The following is a 22,308-nucleotide window of genomic DNA, read 5'->3' as shown; positions in this document are numbered from 1 at the left end:
ATAATTCTCTTCACACTTATCCTAATTGCTTTTTAATTAATTTTGCGTCATGATAAAAGACATTCAGCTTCGTGTAACCCTCTTGGAGGAAAAGCACCCTAATATCTTAACTCGAAAAAGTGCTAAAGTTCTTGGTATTCCAGAAGCTAAGATTTCGGGGGTTAAAGTACTCCGCAAATCCATCGATGCCAGAAAGAAGCAGATTATTTTCAATTATAAAGTGGCTGTCTACATCAACGAACCTGTTCCTGAAACTTCTGATTATCACTTTGATTATCGCGATGTATCCAAAGCAAAACCCGTTCACATCATCGGTTTTGGACCTGCGGGAATGTATGCGGCACTGCGGTGTGTAGAATTGGGTTTTAAACCGATTGTTCTGGAACGCGGCAAAAATGTTCAGGACCGACGGCGCGATTTGAAAGCCATCAATCAGGATCATTATGTGAATGAAGATTCCAATTATTGTTTTGGAGAAGGTGGCGCTGGTACTTATAGCGATGGTAAATTATACACCAGAAGCTTAAAAAGAGGCGATGTCCGTCGCATATTTGAAAATCTCGTCTTTCATGGTGCTACCGATCAGATTCTAATAGATGCCCATCCTCATATTGGAACTAACAAACTACCGAAAGTGGTTCAAAATGTTCGTGAAACCATCACAAATCATGGCGGCGAAGTCCACTTTAACACCAAGGTCACCGACTTTATTATAAAAGACAATAATATTAAGACGCTTGTACTTCAAAATGGCGAAGCCATGGACGTCAATAAGGTCATTTTAGCCACAGGACATTCTGCAAGAGATATTTATTATCTGCTCAACGATAAAAATATTGCGTTAGAAGCCAAGTCCTTTGCCATGGGGGTTCGTGTGGAACATCCACAGCACATCATTGATTCCATTCAATATAGTTGCAGTGGCGATCGTGATGCCTTATTACCAGCCGCCTCTTACAGTATTGTGGAACAAGTGAACGGTAGAGGGGTTTATTCTTTTTGTATGTGTCCTGGCGGATTTATTGTGCCTTCTGCCACAGCAAATGGTGAGGTAGTCGTTAATGGCATGTCACCGTCCAAACGAAACAACCAATTTGCCAATTCAGGTATCGTGGTTGAAATTAACGCCCATAAAGATTTATATAAATACGAACATTTTGGAGTTTTTAAAGCTTTGGAATATCAAAAGGATTTAGAGCAGTTGGCTTATACCGCCGGTGGAAGAAGTCAAACTGCGCCAGCGCAACGTTTAACAGATTTTGTGGAAGGTAAACTTTCTGCAGACCTCAACCCGAGTTCCTATCAACCTGGACTGAAATCGGCACCCTTACATTCCTTATTACCCAAACTTATTGGCGGTAGCCTACGGAACGGATTCAAAATTTTTGGTGAAAAAATGAAAGGTTATTACACAGAAGAAGCCAACATTATAGGGGTAGAATCACGGACCTCGTCTCCCGTGAGTATTCCCAGAAATGATCGATTTGAGCATCCTCAAATTTCAAATCTCTTCCCTTGCGGCGAAGGTGGCGGTTATGCAGGTGGTATCGTTTCAGCGGCGATGGATGGTGAACGTTGCGCGGAAGCTGCTTGTGGGATTATTGATTGACGATTTTCGATTGACGATTGACAAATTCACGAAAAATAGTTATTACACAAAGGAGACACGAAGGTTCAACAAAGAAAGAAATTAAAAGGTTCGGTGATTAGTAATTAGAGATTCTTGAAACTTTGAACATTGAACTCGAAACATAAACTTTTGAACTTTGAATTCTCTCCTAATGAAGTATGACCGCCTCTAAAAAAATATTCCTATTTTTGCACATCTAAAAACTGACAATAATGAACGCATACATATTTCCAGGTCAAGGTGCCCAATTCACAGGAATGGGATTGGACCTTTACGAAAAATCAGCTTTAGCTCAAGAACTTTTCGAAAAAGCCAATGATATCTTAGGGTTTCATATTACTGACATCATGTTTGAAGGCTCTGCCGAAGATCTTAAAGAAACCAAAGTAACCCAACCTGCTATTTTTTTACACTCGGTAATTTTAGCAAAAACCTTAGGTGATAAATTCAAACCTGATATGGTTGCGGGACATTCCTTGGGCGAATTTTCAGCTTTGGTTGCCAATGGCGCTTTATCTTTTGAAGACGGATTGAAATTGGTCTCGCAACGTGCTTTGGCCATGCAAAGAGCCTGCGAACTCACACCAAGTACTATGGCAGCAGTTTTAGGCTTAGAAGATGCTATTGTGGAAGATATATGTGCTAAAACAGAAGGTATCGTTGTGGCTGCAAACTACAATTGCCCTGGTCAATTGGTTATTTCTGGTGAGGTAGATGCGATCAACCGTGCCTGTGAAGCCCTGAAAGAAGCCGGCGCAAGACGTGCCTTGGTATTGCCAGTTGGAGGTGCATTTCATTCTCCTTTGATGGAACCTGCAAGAGAAGAGTTGGCAGCGGCCATTGAAAACACACCGTTCAGCAAACCTAATTGCCCAATCTATCAAAACGTTACCGCAAGTGCCGTCATCAATGAAAATGACATCAAAGCTAACTTAATCTCTCAATTGACTGCACCGGTACGCTGGACACAATCTGTACAGCAAATGATTACAGATGGCGCTGTTTTATTCACTGAAGTGGGTCCAGGAAATGTTTTGCAAGGTTTGGTCAAAAAAATAAACCGAGAGGCACAAACGGCTGCAGCTACGTTCACTCCTAATTCATAATCCATGAAGTTATCAAGAACCTTAAGCATCATCGTATTGATTGTTGCCAATATTGCTATAGATCAAATTTCAAAAGTCATTGTTAGGGGAAAAATTGCAACCAATGAAGTTATTGAAGTCATCGGCGACACCTTTATCATGACCAAAGTCGAAAACTCTGGCGCATTTTTAGGCATGGGTAGTGAGTTGAGCCCAACTTTAAAATGGATCCTATTATTGATTTTGCCGGTCATTGTATTAGGTGGCGTGTTGTATTATATCATCACCAACAAAACCTTGGATAGATTAAGCCTGATTGCATTTTGTTGCATTGTAGGTGGTGGGATTGCCAACGTTTTTGATCGATTTATGTACGGATCAGTCACCGATTTTTTTCATATCGATTTAGGTGGCGTATTCAGAACCGGCATTTTTAACGTTGCCGATATGTCCGTAAGCTTTGGAATGATCTTGTTGGTTATTGCAAGCTTTAAACAGAAGAAACAAGAAAAAGTAAACACATAAAAAAAGCCTCATTTTCATGAGGCTTCTTCTTTTTTTAATCTTTATCTAATTTGCAAGGTTGCAATCTTCACAATCCTTGACTTCTCCATAATAGGTTTCTCTATACTTATGAAGTGTTTTGTATGGAATACTTAAAAATTGCTTTTTAATGTAAGTAACTCTCGTTACTAATGCACCCATCTTTGGTGTAAATCGTCCTTCAGCTTTTGTTTCTCTCTTAATACTAAACAGTTTCATTTGTTTTTTTCTTTTGTTTTTAACGGTCAAATCCATTCGCCATTTCAATGCTATTTGATAGAATTTTTCAGGCTCATTTCATCATTTATCCAGTGAACATTAACTACAAAGAAACGAATTGATAGGGAAACATCCAAATCAATCCTGTTAAAACCATGTTTATCAACATGTTAATTATGACACCAATAATTATCAAGCACTATTATTGCCATATTAACAATTGAAACCATACATGGTTAGGAGATATTTAATGCTAAAACAGCTATTTTTTGTATATTTTACCTTCTTTCATCACAAATACAACATTGGTCATGGTATCAATATGCTCGGTTGGATCCTCATTTGTGGCGACAATATCCGCTATGAACCCATCTTTTAATTGTCCAATTTCATTTTCCATTTTCAACAACATGGCATTGGTAACTGTGGCACTTTGGAGTGCTTTCATTGGAGGCATTCCTGCTTCTACCATATATCCAAATTCTTTGGCATTTTCACCATGAGCAAAAACACCAGCGTCTGTTCCAAACCCAATTCCGACGCCTTTTTTATAAGCTCTTGCAAACATGGCTTGCATTCTTGGACCAATATCCAAAGCTTTACCAACGATCACCTCAGGATAATAATTAGGAATTTTAGCTTTTTCAGTAACTGATTTTCCAGCAATAATTGTCGGCACCAAATACACATCGTGTTTTTTCATGAGTTCCATAGTTTCATCACTCATAAATGTACCGTGTTCAATGGTTTTGACCCCTCCAAGGATAGCGCGCTGCATGCCTTCATCGCCATGCGCATGGGCAGCGACGTTCATATCGTAGTCCTTTGCCGCATCACAAATAGCTTTTATTTCTTCTACGGTAAATTGTGGATTCTGTCCACTTTTTGCAACACTCAAGACACCACCAGTAGCTGTAATTTTTATCCAATCTGCACCATTTTTATAACGCTGACGTACTGCTTTTTTGGCGTCTTCAACACTATTGACCACGCCTTCTTTGGGTCCGGGATCGCCCATTAATTCCTTTTTGGAACCGTTTGTAGGATCAGCATGACCTCCTGTGGTCGCCAAGGATTTTTCGGCAGTAAAAATTCTTGGGCCGTCAACCTTTCCTGTATTGATAGCATTCCGCAAAGCCACATTAACGCCTGAGCCACCCAAATCCCTCACGGTTGTAAATCCCGACATCAAGGTCACATTGGCAAGCTTTTGTGCATTAAAGGCAACATCCGCCTCATTGAGTGTGTACTTCTGTAGATATGATGCAGGATTGCTTTCACCCTCAATATGAACGTGCATATCAATCAGTCCAGGCATAACCGTTTTTGATTTCAAATCAATGACAGTATCGTCAGCAGATTTAGGTGTCGAAAAGCCGTTTTCAATAGCGATGATCTTCTTTCCTGAAACAACAATCGTTTTATTGGTCAAAACTTTGCCTTCCTTGGTATCAATCAATTTTCCGCAATGTAAATACGTGTTTTGGCCAATTAATAGCGTACTGACTAAAAGGCCGCAAAAAAGAAGTGCTTTTTTCATGGTTGTGGTTTTATATATTTCTGAGATGTTTTTCCCATTTCCAAGCGGATAGCAAGGCTTCGTCCAAATTGCTTTCTGCTTTCCAGCCCAATTCGGTGTTCGCTTTCGTCGTATCGGCATAGGCCTGAATGACATCACCTTCTCGCCGTGGAGCAATCTTGTAATTTAGTTTCTGACTTGAGGCTTTTTCAAAAGACTGTATGACTTCCAAAACAGAGCTCCCCTTCCCTGTTCCCAAATTAAAAATCTCATAATTTGAGGTGTTATTCTTTCCAACTAATCTTTCCAGAGCCACCACATGGGCCTTTGCCAAATCGACTACGTGAATATAATCCCTGATACAAGTACCATCTGGCGTTGGATAATCATCCCCAAAAACGGAAAGTTCCTTGCGCAATCCTGCAGCAGTTTGGGTGATAAATGGTACCAAATTTTGTGGTACGCCAATTGGCAATTCCCCTATTTTGATACTGCTATGAGCACCGATTGGATTAAAATAACGAAGTGCAATGGCATTTAAAGTATCATTAACCTTGCACGTGTCCTTGATAATTTCCTCTCCAATTTGCTTGGTGTTGCCATAAGGCGACTCTGCTACTTTTATCGGAGCAGATTCGGTAATTGGCATTTGGTCTGCTTGTCCATAAACGGTACAGGAAGAACTGAAGATAAAGTTTTGAGTTGGCAAATGCAGTAAAGATTTAAGGACATACACCAAGGTGTTGATGTTGTTTTCATAATAAAGCAATGGTTTTTCAACACTCTCGCCTACGGCCTTACTCGCTGCAAAATGAATGACACCTACAATATCCTGATGTTTCTCAAAAAAGGATTCTACTTTGGATTTTTCTTTTAAATCCAATTTTTCAAACACTGGAGCTTTACCAGTAATCGCAGTTATTCCCGCCAAAACATCAATTGATGAGTTGGAAAGATCATCGATAATAACCACCTCAAAACCCTTTTGCTGCAATTCCACCACGGTATGCGAACCGATAAAACCTAAACCTCCTGTAACTAAAACCTTTTTCATTTATGAATTTGAATTTACAAAATTAATAACTGTTGACGTTATGAATTCAATTTGATCGGCGTCCAATTCAGTATGCATAGGCAACGAAATGACTTCTTTTACCAGCTGATTGGTGACGACAAAATCTTCTTCTTTATATCTTGAATCCTTATACGCTTTTTGGAGATGCAATGGGATGGGATAATACACACCACAAGGAATCCCGTTGTCATTTAAATGTTTTACCAAGGCATCCCGATTGGTATCCTTTACTTTTAAGGTGTATTGATGGAATACATGGTTGTCTTCAGTACCCTCTCTAAAAGGTGTGACAATATTCTTATGGCCTTCAAAAGCTTTATCGTAAGCATTGGCAGCTTTCAATCGTGCCGCGTTATAAGTATCCAAATGTTCCAGCTTTGTATTCAAAACAGAAGCTTGAATAGAATCCAATCGCGAATTAACACCCACCACATCATGATGGTACCGCTCATACATCCCGTGATTCACAATTCCTCTTAGCTTATGTGCCAAATCATCGTCATTGGTGAAAATAGCACCACCATCACCATAACAGCCCAAGTTTTTCGAAGGAAAAAACGACGTAGATGCCACGTGCCCAATAGTACCAATTTTGGCCTTTCTACCATCACTATAGGTATAAGTTGCTCCGATGGCTTGCGCGTTATCTTCTATTACAAATAGATTATGTTCTTTGGCAATTTCCATGATGGCTTCCATATTGGCACACTGGCCAAACAAATGCACAGGAACGATTGCTTTAGTATTTGGTGTGATTGCTTTCTTTATGGCGTCAATATCGATGTTAAAAGTCTCTGGATCAACATCCACCAAAACTGGGGTTAATTGCAATAATGCAATGACTTCAACAGTAGCGGCAAATGTAAAATCGGCCGTAATCACCTCGTCTCCCGGTTTCAAATCCAGGCCCATCATGGCAATCTGTAAGGCATCTGTACCATTGGCACAAGGGATGACGTGTTTGACATCAAGATAGTCTTCCAAATTTTTCTGAAACTTATGTACTTGCGGCCCATTAATGTAAGCCGTAGTATCAAGAACCTCAGCAATAGACGCATCAACAACGTCTTTAATTTTCTGATATTGACCTTTGAGATCAACCATTTGTATTTTTTTCATCGCGTTATATGTAGAATGGATAGTATAAAATTCCAAGGTTTTATTAGGTAGCGAAATTACGAAATTACGCTGCTTATACCAATCATTCCTAAAGGTTTAATTTCATTTCTGATACATCAATCGGTTCGATTTATCTCCCACACGAGTAAAATTCCGTAGTGATTTTAAAGCAACCTAATAGAAAGAAATGTATTTTAGCGCAAATCAATCTTCTTGAATTCACTTTACAACATAGCACTGTATATCGCCGGATTTATTCTTGAGATTCTCGCCTTTTTTAATAAAAAAATCAAATTAGGCGTCGAGGGTCGTTCAAAAACCTTCAAAATTTTAGAAGAACACCTATCCAATCATGACCAAACTTTTTGGTTCCATTGTGCGTCTCTTGGCGAATATGAACAAGGACTTCCAATTTTCAAACAACTAAGGACGGAAAATCCCCATCATAAAATCGTGTTGACATTCTTCTCGCCTTCAGGTTATGAAATAAGAAAAAACACTGAGATTGCAGATGTGGTGGTTTATCTTCCCATGGATACAAAGAGCAATACAAAGCGCTTTGTAAAGCTTGTCAACCCTGAACTGACGATCTTTGTGAAATATGAGATTTGGCCAAATTACCTCAACGAATTAAAAAAACAAGACTTAAGAGCCATTCTGATTTCTGCCGTTTTCCGAAAGGAACAATCCTATTTCAAATTTTATGGTGGAATGATGCAAAACGCATTAAGAACGTTTGAACATATTTTTGTCCAAGATGAAAGCTCAAAGAATTTACTGAATTCGAATCATTTTGATAATGTTACCGTAGCAGGAGACACACGCTATGACCGAGTTTCCGATCAACTCCTACAGGACAATAAGCTCTCATTTATAGAAGACTTTGTAGATGGCAAGCTATGTGTTGTCCTTGGAAGCTCGTGGCCAGAAGATGAAGCATTGTTTATAGCCTATATTAATTCGATTACATCTGATGATGTCAAATTTATCATAGCGCCCCACAATATCAAAAGCAATCAGATTGCTCATTTTGTCAGTCAGCTTAACAAGAAAACCGTTCTTTTTTCAGAAAAAAACATTAAGACCCTTTCGGAGTTTGAAGTATTCATTGTCGATACCATAGGCATTTTAAGCAAGATCTACAGTTATGCCAATATAGCCTATGTGGGTGGTGCCATGGGTAAAACCGGACTTCACAATATATTGGAGCCCGCTGTATTTGGCGTTCCTATAATCATTGGAAAAAATTATAAGAAATTCCCCGAAGCCTTTCAAATGATAGCAAATGGCGGTGTCATGTCAATAAAAAACAAGGAGGAACTTCAGGCTTCGCTCAATCGATTGCTTAAAAATTCTGAAGAAAGAATAGCACTCGGTGATTTGAACAGCACCTTCATTAATAAAAACAAAGGGGCAGTGATCCAAATAATGAGCTATATCCGTAAATAAGCTATCGATACCGTTCAATATCTAAAAAATAATCACAATTTTATTGAGATCATCCTCAAGTTCCTTAAATTCGAGTCGTTAATTAACACTAAAATAATTATAATGAAAAAATTACTATTAAGTTCTGCCTTAGTACTTGCCTTAGGCTTCTCATTGACATCATGTAGAGATACAGACAAAAAATCCGATGATTCAGTGATCATTATAGAAAAGGAAACTGACAAAACCGAGGGTGCATTAGAGAAAGCTGGAAAAGCTATTGACAATGCTGCCAAGGAAGTTAAAGAAGCCGGTAAAGCTGTTGATAGTGCAGCAAAAGAAGTTGTTGGTGACGATAACTAAATCTAAGTTGTTACAACTGCCAAGTTCACTACTTCGCAACTGACATATTTGATCTTAGAATTACAAATTCTAATTAGAAATCTAAAAAATGCTATATAACAAAATTGTTATATAGCATTTTTTTATATATTCATATTATGAAGTCAAGCTCTTTGATAAAGTTGATTAAGGAGGATGGGTGGAAATTAGTCCGAACGAAAGACAGCCATCATCATTTCAAGCATCCTAATAAAAAAGGTATCGTCACCATTCCTCATCCTAAAAAAGATGTACCGATAGGAACAGCAAATTCAATTTTAAAACAAGCTGGCCTAAAATAATAAAGTTATAAAAGAAGGTAATCGCGCCCACAATCTAAAATTACGAATTATGAAAACTATTAACGTATATGTTGAAAAGGCAAAAGAAGGCATCTATTGGGGAACTTCTACCAACACACCTGGTGTTGTCAGTGCTTTTGGGGAATCATTGTCAGAATTGAAAAAAAATTTTGAACAAGCCTATTCTGATTATATTGAGACAGCAAAAGAATTGAGCGAAGATTGGGTCAAGGAATTTGAAAATCCGAATTTGGTATATGAACTGGATTTACAAGAATTCTTCAAATTAGTTCCAGAGATAAGCATGACAGGAATAGCCCAAAAAGCAAATATCAATAAATCCTTGTTGCGTCAATACGCATCTGGCAAAGCAAACGCCTCAGAAAAACGACTAAAGGAAATTGAGGATGCCGTCCATGAATTAGGCCAAGAATTATTGTCCGTTTCATTTTAATAATGAATTAAGGGCTTCCTTTAATACACCACTAATCTATGATTTACTTTTAATTCGAAAAATAATATCTCGAGAAGTAGAAACTGAACTCATATCATTCAAACACGAATATTGTAAAAACAAAAAAACCCTGACAATCTTTTGATTATCAGGGCTTAGTACTCAAGGCGGGACTTGAACCCGCACGTCCTAATGGACACAGGATTTTAAGTCCGGCGTGTCTACCGATTCCACCACTTGAGCAAATGCACAAAGTATTCATTGCTTTAAAACAACGTCCCGCGGCTGCGGAATTCACACTCTTGCTTTTTTGAATGGAGCGAAAAACGGGATTCGAACCCGCGACCTCCACCTTGGCAAGGTGGCGCTCTACCAACTGAGCTATTTTCGCGTTATTGCAATTAAATAAAAGAACATCATCCGACGTCTATCGGATTGCGAGGGCAAATTTAATACATTTCTTAGAATTGCAAAGCCTTTTAAGCAAAAAAAGACGTTTTTTTTATGCACGTTTCTTTTTCAACAACATACGCTTAATTTCATTCAATTTCATAAGCGCTTCAACGGGGGTCAAAACGTCAATATCAATATTGACGATTTCCTCCTTGATCTGCTCCAACAAAGGATCATCCAAATTGAAAAAGCTCAATTGCATGTCATTTTCAAGGGTTCTAACCTTATCGGTCAACTCTTCACTGCTGTGCGATTTTTCCAATTGCTTTAAAATCTTATTCGCACGATGAATGACTTGCTGTGGCATTCCCGCCATTTTAGCCACATGGATTCCAAAACTATGATGACTACCACCTGCAACCAGCTTTCTCAAAAAAAGCACATTGTTTTTCAATTCCTTAACGGATACGTTAAAATTTTTGATGCGCGCAAAGGTTTCGGTCATCTCATTCAACTCGTGGTAATGGGTAGCAAATAAAGTTTTGGCCTTACTTGGATGCTCGTGTAAATACTCACTAATGGCCCATGCGATGGAAATACCATCATAAGTGCTTGTACCACGTCCTATTTCATCCAATAGAACCAAACTTCGCTCAGAGATATTGTTCAGAATGGAAGCCGTTTCATTCATCTCTACCATAAAAGTGGATTCGCCCATCGAAATATTATCACTCGCTCCTACCCGTGTAAAGATTTTATCGGTCAACCCGATCTTAGCATGCTCAGCAGGCACGAAGCTTCCCATTTGCGCCAACAATACAATTAATGCTGTTTGACGCAATATGGCCGATTTACCAGACATATTAGGCCCCGTAATCATGATGATTTGTTGTTTATCTCGATCTAAATAAACATCGTTGGCAATATAAGGCTCGCCGTGTGGCAATTGCTTTTCAATAACAGGATGCCGTCCGTTTTTGATATCCAAAGCAAAAGAATCGTTGATTTCTGGACGGGTGTATTTATTTTCAAAAGCCAATTGGGCAAATCCGCATAAACAATCCAATTGCGCAATCAAGGCCGAGTTTTTCTGTACAGGCTTTATAAACTGCCCGATCCACAACACTAATTCGGAAAATAGTTGCTGCTCAATGGCCAGAATCCGCTCTTCAGCCCCAAGGATTTTCGTTTCGTATTCCTTTAATTCTTCTGTGATATACCGTTCTGCATTCACCAAGGTCTGCTTTCTGATCCAATGCTCAGGCACTTTATCACGATGGCTGTGGCGCACTTCTATATAATACCCATATACATTATTGGACGCTATTTTGAGTGAAGTAATTCCCGTGTTTTCACTTTCACGTTGCAACATCGCGTCTAAATAGTCTTTCCCAGAAGTAGATAAAGATCTCAGTTCTTTCAATTCCGCTGAGAAATCAGACGAAATGGTATTGCCTTTTAATATATTTACCGGTGCCTCTTCATTTAATGTGGCTTTGATACGTTGGCGCAGTTCTTCACATAGCTCCAAACTATCACCAATATGTTGCAGGGCTTTATTGTCAGTTTTCTGCGTGAGCGCTTTTATGGGCACAATGGCCTCCAAAGCATTTTTTAACTGCACGACTTCTCTCGGAGAAATTTTAACCGTCGCCACTTTTGAAATCAAGCGCTCAATATCGTTGATAGATTTAATCTGATTCTGTATTTTTTTCAGAATCACAGCATCATCCAAAAGATACTGAACCACCTCATGACGTTGGTTGATTTTATCCATGTCAATAAGCGGCAACGCTAGCCAACGTTTCAGTAAACGGCCTCCCATAGGTGAAATGGTACGATCAATCACATCAATCAAGGTCACTGCGTTTTGATTGTAGGATTGATAAAGCTCCAGGTTTCTTATGGTGAACCGATCCATCCAAACATGATCATTTTTGGTAATCCGCTGAATGGCAGTGATATGCTGAAGTCTATGATGTTGGGTTTCGCTCAAATAGTGCAATACAGCTCCTGAAGCAACGATACCTTCATATAATTCTTCAATCCCAAAACCCTTTAAGGATTTTGTTTGAAAATGCTTGAGCAAGGTTTCAGTGGCGTAATCATCCTGAAACACCCAATCTTCCATATAAAACGTATGAAACTCTGGGCCAAAGGTATCTTTAAACACATTGCGCTTTGGCTTAGAAACTAAAACTTCACTAGGTCTGAAGTTTTGAAGTAATTTATCTACATATTCAGCATTTCCTTGGGATATCAGAAACTCACCTGTGGACACATCCAAAAAAGAAACTCCAATCAAGTTTTTGCCAAAGCAGACGGCAGCCAAGAAGTTATTGGATTTGGAATGTAAAATATCATCGTTCAAGGCTACTCCCGGAGTTACCAATTCTGTTACGCCACGCTTTACAATTGTTTTTGTTTGCTTAGGATCTTCCAATTGATCACAAATGGCAACACGGCAACCCGCTTTGACCAATTTTGGCAAATAGGTATTGATAGAATGATGTGGAAATCCAGCAAGTTCGGTTTCACTGTCGCTTCCGGCACCTCGTTTGGTCAAAATAATATCCAATATTTTGGAAGCCTTCACCGCATCCTGTCCAAAGGTTTCATAAAAGTCGCCCACCCTAAAAAGCAATAAGGCATCAGGATACTTTGCTTTTATTGCATTGTATTGTTTCATTAACGGCGTTTCCTTTTTTACTTTTTTTGCCAATGGATTTGTATTTTTTAGTGGTATTTTTGACCTGAATATCAGGACTGCTAAGGTACTTATTATTTGAGGGTTTGGAAAACGGAGTGGGCAGAAGTTATTTACAATTAATGAACGGGTGAGGCGGCCATGAATTCTTGAATGGTTATACCACAGAGATACGCGGAGTTTTCACGGAGTTGCACGGAGGGTTTATTGAATTTATATGAAATCAGTGAATTTGTGCGAAATTTGAGAGATTTGCATTTTCAGCTGAATTGGCGCGTTATTGAAACCTCTCAGGTTTTGAAAACCTGAGAGGTTTATAAAACTATAAGATTCCCGCCTTCGCGGGAATATAAACATATTTTCAATGAGAAAATTAAAAAACAGCGAGCTCGACCGATTGAGCGTTGACGAATTTAAAAAGACAGAAAAAACACCGATTATTATTGTTCTGGACAATATCAGAAGCCTAAATAACATAGGTTCAGTATTCAGAACTTCGGACGCTTTTTTGGTCGAAAAAATTTACCTGTGTGGTATTACGGCAACACCGCCACACAAAGACATCCATAAAACAGCTTTGGGAAGTACTGAAACTGTGGCCTGGGAATATGTTGAAAACACAATCGATCTAATCCAGAAACTCAAATCTGATAATGTTATTGTCGCTTCTATCGAACAAGCAGAACAGTCGGTCATGTTAAACGACTTTAAACCTAAACCACAAACTACTTACGCGTTGGTATTTGGCAATGAGGTGAAAGGCGTGACCCAAAATGTGGTAAATGCAAGTGATTTGATTTTGGAGATTCCGCAATTTGGGACAAAACATTCGTTGAACATCTCAGTGAGTTGTGGCGTGGTGGTATGGGATGTGTTTAGTAAGATGGACTCTGGAAAGAATTAATATCCCGCGGGAGGCACGGAGGGTAGACTTATAAACACATGGGAGCTGATCTGGACGACTTTATATTCTACTTGATTCTCCTTACTTCGCGCTTCAAGCTCATCACTTCGCTATTCCCACTTCACCCCTCCTCCTTTCTACAAATCTCATCTAAAATCCATAAATAATCCGCTCTATTCTCCACAAAATCGCGATCTGAAATATCAATGATCTTGACATTTAGCTCAGTCTGATTTTTCAAAAACTCCAAATAGCCAGTATTGATCTTTTCGAGATAATCGTTTTGAATGTTCTGTTCATACTCACGACCTCGCTTTTTGATGTTCTCCTGCAAACGTGTCGTATTTTGGTACAAATAGACATATAAATCAGGTTTGGCAATGTCTCTATACATTAAATAAAAGAGCTTTCTATAAAGCCTAAATTCATCTTCCGGCAAGGTTATTTTCGAAAAAATCAATGATTTATAAATATCATAATCGCTCACCATAAAATCCTTGAACAGATCCAACTGCGATAAATCATCGCTGATTTGCTGATAGCGATCGGCCAGAAAAGACATTTCCAAAGTGAAAGCATAGCGAAGAGGCTCTTCATAAAACTTTGGCAAAAAAGGATTGTCCGCAAAACGCTCCAATATCAACTTCCCATTAAAGTCATTGGCAATCTCATTCGCCAAGCTTGTTTTGCCCGCGCCAATATTCCCTTCAATAGCAATATAATTAAAGTCTCCAAAACCATATTGCTTCATCGGATTTTTCAACCAGATATTAATAGGTTCAATAGCACTGTCATCTTCACACGATTCCAAAAGCTCACCAACCGATGCTCCGAGTTTAGGATGTGTCATTTTTGGTGCAATGTCATATAAAGGTTGCAAAACAAATCGACGTTTGTGCATCTGAGGATGTGGCGCCGTAATCAGTTCAGAAACTAATATGTCTTCATCGTAAAAGATCACATCCAAATCGATGGTTCTCGATTCGTAAACGTCAGTGTTATGCCGAGTCCGTCCGAGTTCGGTTTCTATCGCCAAAAGTTTAGCCATAACCTCATCAGCAGAAAAATGGGTGTCAATATAAATACAGGCATTATAAAAATATTCAACTGGTGCGCCCTCTTCAAAACCCAAAGCTGGTGTATTGTAGACTCTTGAAATAATATTTATTTTTCCAATGCGCTTAAAAATAAGGTCGACAGCATCTTGCAGATGTTTCAATCTGTCGCCTTTATTGCTGCCAAGTGCGATGTAAACTTTATGCGGTTGATTCATATCTGATGCCAAAATAAAGAAAACAAAATCATTTTGTATGCTATTTTTGTTGAAAAAATTAATTTAAAAAGAGACCTTTGTCATTATTGATACGGTGTTTTAACCTGTAGGTATTTCCCTAAGGATAGAATATATTGCAACCTAAAATCAAATAAGAAATTGACCGTCTCTAAAAACTGCTAAAGTTTTATTAAACTTTAACATTTGCGCGACTTTTGCAACAAACTTTGCGTATATATACATACTAAACTATTGTCTTTCACTTTGTGAAAGTAAAAACTAAATTTTTCAATGAAGAAATTTCTAAAAATCACCGGTATTACCTTATTAGTCATTATTATCCTGTTGATTGCATTACCTTTTGTTTTTCAATCGCAAATTAAAGACATGGTCAAAAAATCCATCAATCAAAACCTCAACGCCAATGTGGAATTTAACGATGTGAACTTAAGTTTGTTCAGAAGTTTTCCACAGGCCCACGTGGAGGTAAATGATTTGGTCATCACCAATTTTGAACCTTTTAAGGATGAGACTTTTGTGACCGCAAAAAACATAAATTTCACGATGTCAATAAAAGAGCTTTTTAAATCTGCCGATGAAGCCATTATTGTGAACTCCATTAATGTTAATGAAGCTCTCTTGACCTTAAAAACGGATGCCTTTGGTAACGTTAATTATGATATTGTAAAAGAAAGCGAGACGCCGCAAGACACAACTTCATCTAGCTTTTCTTTTGACATCAAAGACTACAGCATTAAAAACAGCGCACTTACTTATATTGACATCCCTGGCGACATGCAGTTTTATGTCACCGAATTGAACCATACGGGTAAAGGCACCTTCTCTGGCGACATCTCTGAATTGGACACAAAATCTGAAGCTAAAGTGAGTTTAACTATGGATAGCATCAATTATTTGAACAATAACCATGTCAAACTGGATGCACTAATCGATATGGATTTGAATGCTCAGAAATATACTTTTAAAGAAAACAAAGCACTTATCAATCAATTGCCGATTGAATTCAACGGATTTGTTCAACTCATCGAGGAAGGCCAAAACATCGATCTGTCGTTCACAAATACTGGCTCATCTTTTAAAGATTTTTTAGCCGTGATTCCTGAAGCCTATTCTAAGAATTTAGATAATGTTGAAACGACTGGGAATTTCAAGATCAATGGTATCATTAAGGGCAAGGTAACAGAAACTACCATCCCTACCTTGGATATCAGCATCAAATCTGACAATGCTTCATTCAAATATCCTGACTTACCTAAGCGTGTTGAAAATATTATAATCGATACCGAAATCAAAAATGACACTGGAAACGCGGATGACACTTATGTTGCCATCAACACTCTAAATTTTAAAATTGATAGTGATGTGTTCAGATCTTCAGCGTTGATTAAAAATCTTACTGGCAATATGCAGGTCACCGCCGATGTGGATGGTACTTTAAATTTGGCAAACCTTACCAAGGCCTACCCTATTGAGCTTGAAAACGAATTGAGCGGAATTCTTAAAGCCAAATTGAATACGGCTTTTGACATGAATGCTATTGAAACCAGTGCCTATGATAGAATTAAAGCTTCTGGAAATGCGTCTATCAGCGACCTGGTGTTTAGTTCGGATGCCATGAACCAGCCGTTACATATTTCAAAAGCAGAGATGACCTTTAATCCTTCTACAGTAACTTTAAATAGTTTTAATGCGAAAACTGGACGAAGTGATTTTTCGGCAACCGGAACCATAAATAATTTAATCGGGTTTATGCTGAGCAAGAAAGTCAATTTAAAAGGAAATTTCAACTTGAGCTCAAACACCTTGGCACTGAACGATTTTATGAGCGAAGAAACCGAGACCACTACGGCCGCAACTTCTAAAAAAGAAGCAACGACTACGGAAGGTTTAAAAATTCCGAAATTCTTGGAGTGTACGGTTACAGCAAACGCCAACACCGTAATATATGATAACCTCAACTTAAAAAATGTAAAAGGGGTTTTGACCATAAAAGATCAACAAGCCACCATTAATAATTTGAGTTCAAGTATTTTTGATGGTATCCTATCGCTTTCCGGAAATGTCAGCACCAAAGCAGATACGCCATCATTTAATTTGAATTTGGACGCTAGTAGTTTTGACATTGCGAAATCTTTTAACGATTTAGAGTTGCTACAAAGCTTAGCTCCAATCGCCAAAGTGCTTCAAGGTAAGCTGAACAGTAGTATTAAAATATCTGGAACCTTGGACAATGAATTTTCGCCTAATTTAAACACCATTTCCGGAAGTGCAATTTCAGAATTGTTAACCACGGATATTGATGAGAATGCGAGTCCGCTGTTATCAAAATTGGAAGGCGCCCTTAGTTTTATAGATTTCAGCAAGCTGGATATGAATGACTTAAAGGTCAATTTAGAATTCGCCAACGGTAAAGTGAACATCAAGCCGTTCGATTTAGCATATCAAGATATTGGCATTACCATTTCTGGAGCCCATGGTTTTGACAAAACAATGACTTATGACGCGGTATTTAATGTGCCCGCAAAATATTTAGGAAGTGACGTGAACCGACTTATTGGAAAAATCAATGATAACGAGGTCAACAAAATTACTATTCCGGTAACTGCCAACATTTCTGGGTCGTTTACCAATCCGAAAGTATCCACAGACCTAACGAGTGGTGTGGCCAATTTAACCAAACAATTGATTGAGATTGAAAAACAAAAATTAATTGGCAAAGGGACAGATAAGATAAAAGACTTATTAGGAGGTGTTTTGGGAGGCAACACAAATCAGACTCCAGGAAATACAACAACAAAAGATTCTACGGTTACTCAGACCCCTCCAACCAGTACTCAAACCCCTTCAACAAAAAAGGATAGTACCAAAAACAATAGTGAAACTATAAAAAATACACTTAAGGATCTTTTCAAATCCCAAAACAAGAAAAAAGATACGATCAATTAATGCAATTGGAATCTCGCTTATATAGTCAGAGAATGAATATTTTAGATGATTTAAGGCGAAAATAACGTCTAATTTAAAAAAAATTATCGAATTATGTTAAAGTATTGTGAGTTTGTTTGCTTTTGTCGTTTAAATAGTTATAATGTAGGGTTAACGTTCATTAAAACAAAAGAGACTACATGAGGCAATTAAAAATTACAAAGCAGGTTACAAACAGAGAATCCAAATCCCTTGATAAATATCTTCAGGATATTAGTAAACTGCCCTTGATTACAGCAGATGAAGAAGTGGAATTGGCGCAACGTATTAGAGAGGGAGATCAGGAAGCTTTGGATAAGCTGACTACAGCTAACCTTCGTTTTGTTGTATCTGTGGCCAAACAATACCAAAATCAAGGTTTAACTTTACCCGATTTGATCAATGAAGGTAACGCTGGATTGGTGAAAGCTGCAAAACGTTTTGACGAAACCAGAGGTTTTAAATTTATTTCTTACGCAGTTTGGTGGATTCGTCAAGCAATTCTTCAAGCTTTAGCAGAACAATCTCGAATAGTTAGATTACCTTTGAACAAAATTGGTTCGATCAATAAGATCAATAAGGCCTATTCGTTTTTGGAGCAAGCGCACGAACGCCCTCCAAGTGCTGAAGAAATTGCCAAGGAATTGGATTTGACTATTAAGGATGTAAAGCAGTCCATGAGAATTTCAGGACGTCATGTTTCAATGGATGCTCCTCTAAGAGAAGGAGAAACCTCAAGTTTATATGATGTTGTTTCTTCCAGTGATTCTCCAAGACCGGATCGTCTTTTAATGACAGAGTCTTTAAGCTTGGAAATTGACAGAGCGCTTAATACACTATCGCAGAGAGAAAGCGATGTGATCCGTTTGAATTTTGGATTAAGCAATCAGCCACCGATGACTTTGGACGAAATTGGCAAGACTTTTGATTTAACCAGAGAACGTGTTCGTCAAATACGTGAAAAAGGTATCAAACGACTGAAGCACACATCAAAGAGTAGAATTTTAAAAACGTATTTAGGATAGTCTTAAATACTCCATATACTATAAAAACTATTTATGTTAAGAATCGAAATTAAAGAAGGTGAAAACATCGAACGCGCCATTAAGCGTTATAAGCGTAAACACAGAAATGTGAAGGTCATGCAAACCCTGAGAGAAAATCAGTATTTCACCAAACCGTCTGTCAGAAAAAGAAGACAAATGCAAAAGGCAGCTTATATTCAAAATTTAAGAGATCAAGAAAACATGTAGTTTTTTTAGAATGATATTAAATTAGAATGACAATAAAAAATCACGTTATATTATTATGACGTGATTTTTTGTTTTCCAATAGGGTGATCTTCATAAAAATCTTCAAAAGTCTTATCAGTGACATACCTGTCTCGCAACACCTTATAAGCCATCACGACCACAAGAACCTGACCCAAACAGGTGAGATAGAATACCCAATTTAAGGGCATGTCCATAGCTACCATGATGGTCAAGGTCACTAATAACAGCGTGGTAATTGCCACATAGAACATTACTGGAATTTTCATGATTTCTATATTTAGAAGGTTATATACAGAAAGCCATAACCAAGAGGCATAAATACTAATGTGCCAAAAAGTGTGCAGTAAAGCTTAATAATGATAAAAGTAAGGAGACAAAAAGCCTTATAATGCAACAGCTCTCATAACCTTAAATTACAAAATTTTGAAGAGTTGGGAAAATTTCGAATTGTAAATTATTGTTAATGATAGAAATCAAGCTATTGAAAGTGCAACTACATAACCTTCGCTGCTTCGGATATTAAACACCGTTTGATCTTCAAAGATGAGGTATTGTCCTTTGATACCTTTTAAAACACCTTGATAGTTTGGGGTTTTATCTAAATTCAGGCTTTTAGGTTTTTCAGGATATTGCAGCACCGGAAACTCTATATTCGTTTCTTTATTACTGGCAATATAATACTCTAAAGCTTCCGCAGGAATATATTGTTTTAATCGATCACGCCATTCCACCAGGTCTTCATCAACGATCTCGTTCTTTAACATGGTGCGCCAATTTGTTTTATCAGCTACATAATCTTTTAGGGCAACTTCTGTAATACCCGCTAAATATCTATTGGGGACTTCAACAATTTCAATCGCTTCATGTGCGCCTTGGTCAATCCATCGTGTTGGCACTTGAGATTTTCTCGTCACCCCTACTTTGACATTACTGGAATTTGCCAAATACACGATATGCGGTTTCAATTGCACTTTTTTCTCATAATCCAAGTCTCGATCTTCTACATCTAAATGTGCTGTACTCAGCTCTGGCTTCATGATCCAATCTGCAGCTTGCGGGATATCGAAAAAACAGCTTTTACAAAAACCTTGCCTGTAAATCGGCTTGTTAAGTGCACAGTTGAGACATTGGTATCCAACTAATTGAATCGTGATTGTTTTATCCAATAACTGATTCATATTGATGAAGTCATTTTCAAAAACAAGATAGTATTGAATTGGATGCGAAAACTCAGTTTCCATTTTGGTCAAGACCCCTTGGTACGTCATTTATTTAATATTTTTATTTAGAAGAATTAATTTAAAAAAAGTGTTATTTTTAGTCTTTAAAGATACTATAAATATGCCAATCCCATTAGTTAATTCAATTGCTTCATGGTTTTTGAAAAAGCGATTCCATCAAATTGAATTGTTTTTAAAGTATCCTAATGAAGTACAGAATGAATTACTGCAGGACTTGCTCATTACAGCAAAAGACACTGAAATTGGCAGGCTCTACGATTTTACGGGCATTACAAATTACCAAACTTTTGCGGAAAGGGTCCCGATCACAACTTATGAAGAAAATCAAGCCAATATTGAAAGGGCCCGAATGGGAGAAAACAATATTTTTTGGCCGTCACCCATAAAATGGTTTGCCAAATCGAGTGGAACCACAAACGCAAAAAGTAAATTTATCCCTGTAAGCATTGAATCCCTTGAGGAGTGTCATTATGCAGCCAGCAAGGATTTATTGTGTATGTACCTCAATAATAATGAAAATTCACAATTATTTACTGGGAAGAGTTTAAGACTTGGCGGCAGTAAAGAACTTTACAAAGAAAACGGAACTGTTTTTGGTGATTTGTCAGCGATTTTAATTGACAATATGCCGTTTTGGGCAGAATTTAGCAGTACACCCAGCAGTAAAGTATCATTAATGAATGATTGGGAACATAAAATGCAGGCCATCGTTAATGAAACCATTAACGAGAATGTGACGAGCCTTGCTGGAGTCCCATCTTGGATGTTGGTACTTTTGAACAATGTTCTTGAAACGACAAACAAGCAGAGCATCTTTGAAATCTGGCCAAACTTGGAAGTTTATTTTCATGGTGGCGTGAGTTTTCTACCTTACGTGGACCAATACAAAGCCATTTTACCAAGAAAAGATTTTCGGTATTACGAAATCTATAATGCTTCGGAAGGATTTTTCGCCATCCAGGATCAGAACAGTTCAAGCGAACTGTTGCTCATGTTGGACTACGGCATTTTTTATGAATTTATTCCGATGGATGCCTATGGCACACCTGAGCAACGCATCATCCCATTAGCTGAAGTTGAAACCAATAAAAACTACGCTGTGGTGATCACAACCAATGCCGGACTTTGGCGCTATAAGATTGGAGATACCATCAGATTTACATCATTGCAACCCTATCGCATTAAAGTAAGCGGACGCACAAAACATCATATTAATGTGTTTGGCGAAGAGTTGATCATTGAGAATGCTGAAGATGCATTAAAGCAGGTGTGCCAGAAAACTAAATCGCAAATTGTTGATTATACTGCAGCGCCTATTTTTATGAGCGGCAAGGATAAAGGCGCCCATGAATGGCTCATTGAATTCAAAACGCCACCACAGGACATCAACTACTTTAATGAGCTTCTAGACAACGCATTGAAGTCATTAAATTCCGATTATGAAGCGAAGCGTTACAATAACATTACGCTCAATAGTCCTAAAATAAATATCGCACGACAACAATTGTTTTATGATTGGCTGAAACAACAAGATAAGCTAGGTGGTCAACATAAAGTACCAAGGCTTTCAAACACGCGTCACTATATGGATGCTCTACTGACACTGAACGTGTAATTGTTGTTTAGCGGAAAAAAGAACACTTCTGATTTTTACAACGAGAATAAAGCAAGGTTTATCTAAAAACCACTACTGTAATTTTTATCTTACAATTATGCTACTATATTTACACTACAGCAAACAATAAAACACAGTGAAAAGTGGGTTTACGCTGAACT

General features: G+C 38.0%; 20 protein-coding genes and 2 tRNA genes. 12 read left to right on the top strand and 10 right to left on the bottom strand.

Annotated elements, in window-relative coordinates; translation table 11 throughout:
- The first annotated feature begins 49 nt into the window (after nt 1-49).
- The 3 genes from J4051_RS02740 (at nt 50) to lspA (ending at nt 3,240) form a co-directional block, all read left to right on the top strand.
- The gene (locus J4051_RS02740) at nt 50-1,609 is read left to right on the top strand and encodes an NAD(P)/FAD-dependent oxidoreductase (protein WP_208232215.1); all 1,560 of its coding nucleotides are present in this window, start codon (nt 50-52) and stop codon (nt 1,607-1,609) included.
- A gap of 233 nt (nt 1,610-1,842) precedes the next feature.
- Nucleotides 1,843-2,736: an ACP S-malonyltransferase gene (gene fabD / locus J4051_RS02735; RefSeq protein ID WP_208232214.1), complete on the top strand. Its 894-nt coding sequence runs from the start codon at nt 1,843-1,845 to the stop codon at nt 2,734-2,736.
- A gap of 3 nt (nt 2,737-2,739) precedes the next feature.
- Entirely contained in the window at nt 2,740-3,240 is a 501-nt protein-coding gene (gene lspA, locus J4051_RS02730) for a signal peptidase II (RefSeq protein WP_208232213.1), read from the top strand.
- 45 nt (nt 3,241-3,285) lie between these two features.
- On the opposite strand, the gene J4051_RS02725 is transcribed toward lspA, so the two are convergent.
- The 4 genes from J4051_RS02725 to J4051_RS02710 all read right to left on the bottom strand — a co-directional run bounded on the left by J4051_RS02725 (nt 3,286) and on the right by J4051_RS02710 (nt 7,190).
- Nucleotides 3,286-3,477 (bottom strand): hypothetical protein, encoded by a 192-nt coding sequence (locus J4051_RS02725; RefSeq protein ID WP_208232212.1) that lies wholly within the window; start codon nt 3,475-3,477, stop codon nt 3,286-3,288.
- A 262-nt stretch (nt 3,478-3,739) separates the two neighbouring features.
- Entirely contained in the window at nt 3,740-5,017 is a 1,278-nt protein-coding gene (locus J4051_RS02720) for a metal-dependent hydrolase family protein (RefSeq protein WP_208232211.1), read from the bottom strand.
- Between the two features lie 10 nt (nt 5,018-5,027).
- Entirely contained in the window at nt 5,028-6,050 is a 1,023-nt protein-coding gene (gene galE / locus J4051_RS02715) for a UDP-glucose 4-epimerase GalE (protein ID WP_208232210.1), read from the bottom strand.
- Entirely contained in the window at nt 6,051-7,190 is a 1,140-nt protein-coding gene (locus tag J4051_RS02710; protein ID WP_208232209.1) for a DegT/DnrJ/EryC1/StrS family aminotransferase, read from the bottom strand.
- Nucleotides 7,191-7,403: 213 nt separating this feature from the next.
- On the opposite strand from J4051_RS02710, the gene J4051_RS02705 reads away from it, so the two are divergent.
- From J4051_RS02705 to J4051_RS02690, 4 genes are all read left to right on the top strand, one after another.
- The gene (locus J4051_RS02705; RefSeq protein ID WP_208232208.1) at nt 7,404-8,639 is read left to right on the top strand and encodes a 3-deoxy-D-manno-octulosonic acid transferase; all 1,236 of its coding nucleotides are present in this window, start codon (nt 7,404-7,406) and stop codon (nt 8,637-8,639) included.
- A gap of 102 nt (nt 8,640-8,741) precedes the next feature.
- On the top strand, nt 8,742-8,981 hold the full coding sequence (locus tag J4051_RS02700) for a hypothetical protein (protein WP_208232207.1): 240 nt from the start codon (nt 8,742-8,744) through the stop codon (nt 8,979-8,981).
- Nucleotides 8,982-9,118: 137 nt separating this feature from the next.
- On the top strand, nt 9,119-9,301 hold the full coding sequence (locus J4051_RS02695) for a type II toxin-antitoxin system HicA family toxin (protein WP_208232206.1): 183 nt from the start codon (nt 9,119-9,121) through the stop codon (nt 9,299-9,301).
- A 49-nt stretch (nt 9,302-9,350) separates the two neighbouring features.
- Nucleotides 9,351-9,755, top strand: a complete 405-nt coding sequence (locus J4051_RS02690) for a type II toxin-antitoxin system HicB family antitoxin (RefSeq protein WP_208232205.1) — start codon at nt 9,351-9,353, stop codon at nt 9,753-9,755.
- Nucleotides 9,756-9,914: 159 nt separating this feature from the next.
- Here the strand turns inward: J4051_RS02690 and J4051_RS02685 are convergent.
- From J4051_RS02685 to mutS, 3 genes are all read right to left on the bottom strand, one after another.
- Nucleotides 9,915-9,998: transfer RNA gene (locus J4051_RS02685), tRNA-Leu, on the bottom strand.
- 72 nt (nt 9,999-10,070) lie between these two features.
- Nucleotides 10,071-10,146 (bottom strand) — tRNA-Gly (locus J4051_RS02680).
- Nucleotides 10,147-10,257: 111 nt separating this feature from the next.
- Nucleotides 10,258-12,870, bottom strand: coding sequence for a DNA mismatch repair protein MutS (mutS, locus tag J4051_RS02675; protein ID WP_208232204.1), 2,613 nt, complete (start codon nt 12,868-12,870; stop codon nt 10,258-10,260).
- Nucleotides 12,871-13,219: 349 nt separating this feature from the next.
- Between mutS and J4051_RS02670 the strand changes: the two genes are divergently transcribed.
- Nucleotides 13,220-13,759 carry an RNA methyltransferase gene (locus J4051_RS02670; RefSeq protein ID WP_208232203.1) on the top strand — a complete coding sequence of 180 codons (540 nt, stop codon included), beginning with the start codon at nt 13,220-13,222 and terminating at the stop codon, nt 13,757-13,759.
- 121 nt (nt 13,760-13,880) lie between these two features.
- On the opposite strand, the gene folK is transcribed toward J4051_RS02670, so the two are convergent.
- Nucleotides 13,881-15,032, bottom strand: coding sequence for a 2-amino-4-hydroxy-6-hydroxymethyldihydropteridine diphosphokinase (gene folK, locus J4051_RS02665; RefSeq protein WP_208232202.1), 1,152 nt, complete (start codon nt 15,030-15,032; stop codon nt 13,881-13,883).
- Nucleotides 15,033-15,323: 291 nt separating this feature from the next.
- Between folK and J4051_RS02660 the strand changes: the two genes are divergently transcribed.
- The 3 genes from J4051_RS02660 to rpsU all read left to right on the top strand — a co-directional run bounded on the left by J4051_RS02660 (nt 15,324) and on the right by rpsU (nt 19,270).
- Nucleotides 15,324-17,999 (top strand): AsmA-like C-terminal region-containing protein, encoded by a 2,676-nt coding sequence (locus J4051_RS02660; RefSeq protein WP_208232201.1) that lies wholly within the window; start codon nt 15,324-15,326, stop codon nt 17,997-17,999.
- Between the two features lie 179 nt (nt 18,000-18,178).
- Complete coding sequence (locus J4051_RS02655) at nt 18,179-19,042, top strand: sigma-70 family RNA polymerase sigma factor (RefSeq protein WP_208232200.1); 864 nt, start codon at nt 18,179-18,181, stop codon at nt 19,040-19,042.
- Between the two features lie 33 nt (nt 19,043-19,075).
- Nucleotides 19,076-19,270: a 30S ribosomal protein S21 gene (rpsU, locus tag J4051_RS02650; protein WP_129015972.1), complete on the top strand. Its 195-nt coding sequence runs from the start codon at nt 19,076-19,078 to the stop codon at nt 19,268-19,270.
- Between the two features lie 53 nt (nt 19,271-19,323).
- Here rpsU and J4051_RS02645 read toward each other — a convergent pair whose 3' ends face one another.
- Nucleotides 19,324-19,557, bottom strand: a complete 234-nt coding sequence (locus tag J4051_RS02645) for a DUF2101 family protein (RefSeq protein WP_208232199.1) — start codon at nt 19,555-19,557, stop codon at nt 19,324-19,326.
- Nucleotides 19,558-19,764: 207 nt separating this feature from the next.
- The gene (locus tag J4051_RS02640; protein WP_208232198.1) at nt 19,765-20,559 is read right to left on the bottom strand and encodes a DUF2797 domain-containing protein; all 795 of its coding nucleotides are present in this window, start codon (nt 20,557-20,559) and stop codon (nt 19,765-19,767) included.
- Between the two features lie 73 nt (nt 20,560-20,632).
- Between J4051_RS02640 and J4051_RS02635 the strand changes: the two genes are divergently transcribed.
- Nucleotides 20,633-22,147: a GH3 auxin-responsive promoter family protein gene (locus J4051_RS02635; RefSeq protein ID WP_208232197.1), complete on the top strand. Its 1,515-nt coding sequence runs from the start codon at nt 20,633-20,635 to the stop codon at nt 22,145-22,147.
- Nucleotides 22,148-22,308 lie beyond the last annotated feature (161 nt).

Source organism: Gelidibacter pelagius (genome assembly GCF_017581925.1).
GTDB classification, from domain to species: Bacteria; Bacteroidota; Bacteroidia; order Flavobacteriales; family Flavobacteriaceae; genus Gelidibacter; species Gelidibacter pelagius.
The sequence above is the reverse complement of the archived record's forward strand: the minus strand, read 5'-3'. Positions and strand labels throughout refer to the sequence as shown.

What these genes read in the sequence shown, in the direction of transcription:
- J4051_RS02740 (WP_208232215.1), top strand. Translation starts at nt 50, where the DNA reads ATGATAAAAGACATTCAGCTTCGTGTAACCCTCTTGGAGGAAAAGCAC.
- fabD (WP_208232214.1), top strand. Translation starts at nt 1,843, where the DNA reads ATGAACGCATACATATTTCCAGGTCAAGGTGCCCAATTCACAGGAATG.
- lspA (WP_208232213.1), top strand. Translation starts at nt 2,740, where the DNA reads ATGAAGTTATCAAGAACCTTAAGCATCATCGTATTGATTGTTGCCAAT.
- J4051_RS02725 (WP_208232212.1), bottom strand. Translation starts at nt 3,477, where the DNA reads ATGAAACTGTTTAGTATTAAGAGAGAAACAAAAGCTGAAGGACGATTT.
- J4051_RS02720 (WP_208232211.1), bottom strand. Translation starts at nt 5,017, where the DNA reads ATGAAAAAAGCACTTCTTTTTTGCGGCCTTTTAGTCAGTACGCTATTA.
- galE (WP_208232210.1), bottom strand. Translation starts at nt 6,050, where the DNA reads ATGAAAAAGGTTTTAGTTACAGGAGGTTTAGGTTTTATCGGTTCGCAT.
- J4051_RS02710 (WP_208232209.1), bottom strand. Translation starts at nt 7,190, where the DNA reads ATGAAAAAAATACAAATGGTTGATCTCAAAGGTCAATATCAGAAAATT.
- J4051_RS02700 (WP_208232207.1), top strand. Translation starts at nt 8,742, where the DNA reads ATGAAAAAATTACTATTAAGTTCTGCCTTAGTACTTGCCTTAGGCTTC.
- J4051_RS02695 (WP_208232206.1), top strand. Translation starts at nt 9,119, where the DNA reads ATGAAGTCAAGCTCTTTGATAAAGTTGATTAAGGAGGATGGGTGGAAA.
- J4051_RS02690 (WP_208232205.1), top strand. Translation starts at nt 9,351, where the DNA reads ATGAAAACTATTAACGTATATGTTGAAAAGGCAAAAGAAGGCATCTAT.
- J4051_RS02670 (WP_208232203.1), top strand. Translation starts at nt 13,220, where the DNA reads ATGAGAAAATTAAAAAACAGCGAGCTCGACCGATTGAGCGTTGACGAA.
- folK (WP_208232202.1), bottom strand. Translation starts at nt 15,032, where the DNA reads ATGAATCAACCGCATAAAGTTTACATCGCACTTGGCAGCAATAAAGGC.
- J4051_RS02660 (WP_208232201.1), top strand. Translation starts at nt 15,324, where the DNA reads ATGAAGAAATTTCTAAAAATCACCGGTATTACCTTATTAGTCATTATT.
- J4051_RS02655 (WP_208232200.1), top strand. Translation starts at nt 18,179, where the DNA reads ATGAGGCAATTAAAAATTACAAAGCAGGTTACAAACAGAGAATCCAAA.
- rpsU (WP_129015972.1), top strand. Translation starts at nt 19,076, where the DNA reads ATGTTAAGAATCGAAATTAAAGAAGGTGAAAACATCGAACGCGCCATT.
- J4051_RS02645 (WP_208232199.1), bottom strand. Translation starts at nt 19,557, where the DNA reads ATGAAAATTCCAGTAATGTTCTATGTGGCAATTACCACGCTGTTATTA.
- J4051_RS02640 (WP_208232198.1), bottom strand. Translation starts at nt 20,559, where the DNA reads ATGACGTACCAAGGGGTCTTGACCAAAATGGAAACTGAGTTTTCGCAT.
- J4051_RS02635 (WP_208232197.1), top strand. Translation starts at nt 20,633, where the DNA reads ATGCCAATCCCATTAGTTAATTCAATTGCTTCATGGTTTTTGAAAAAG.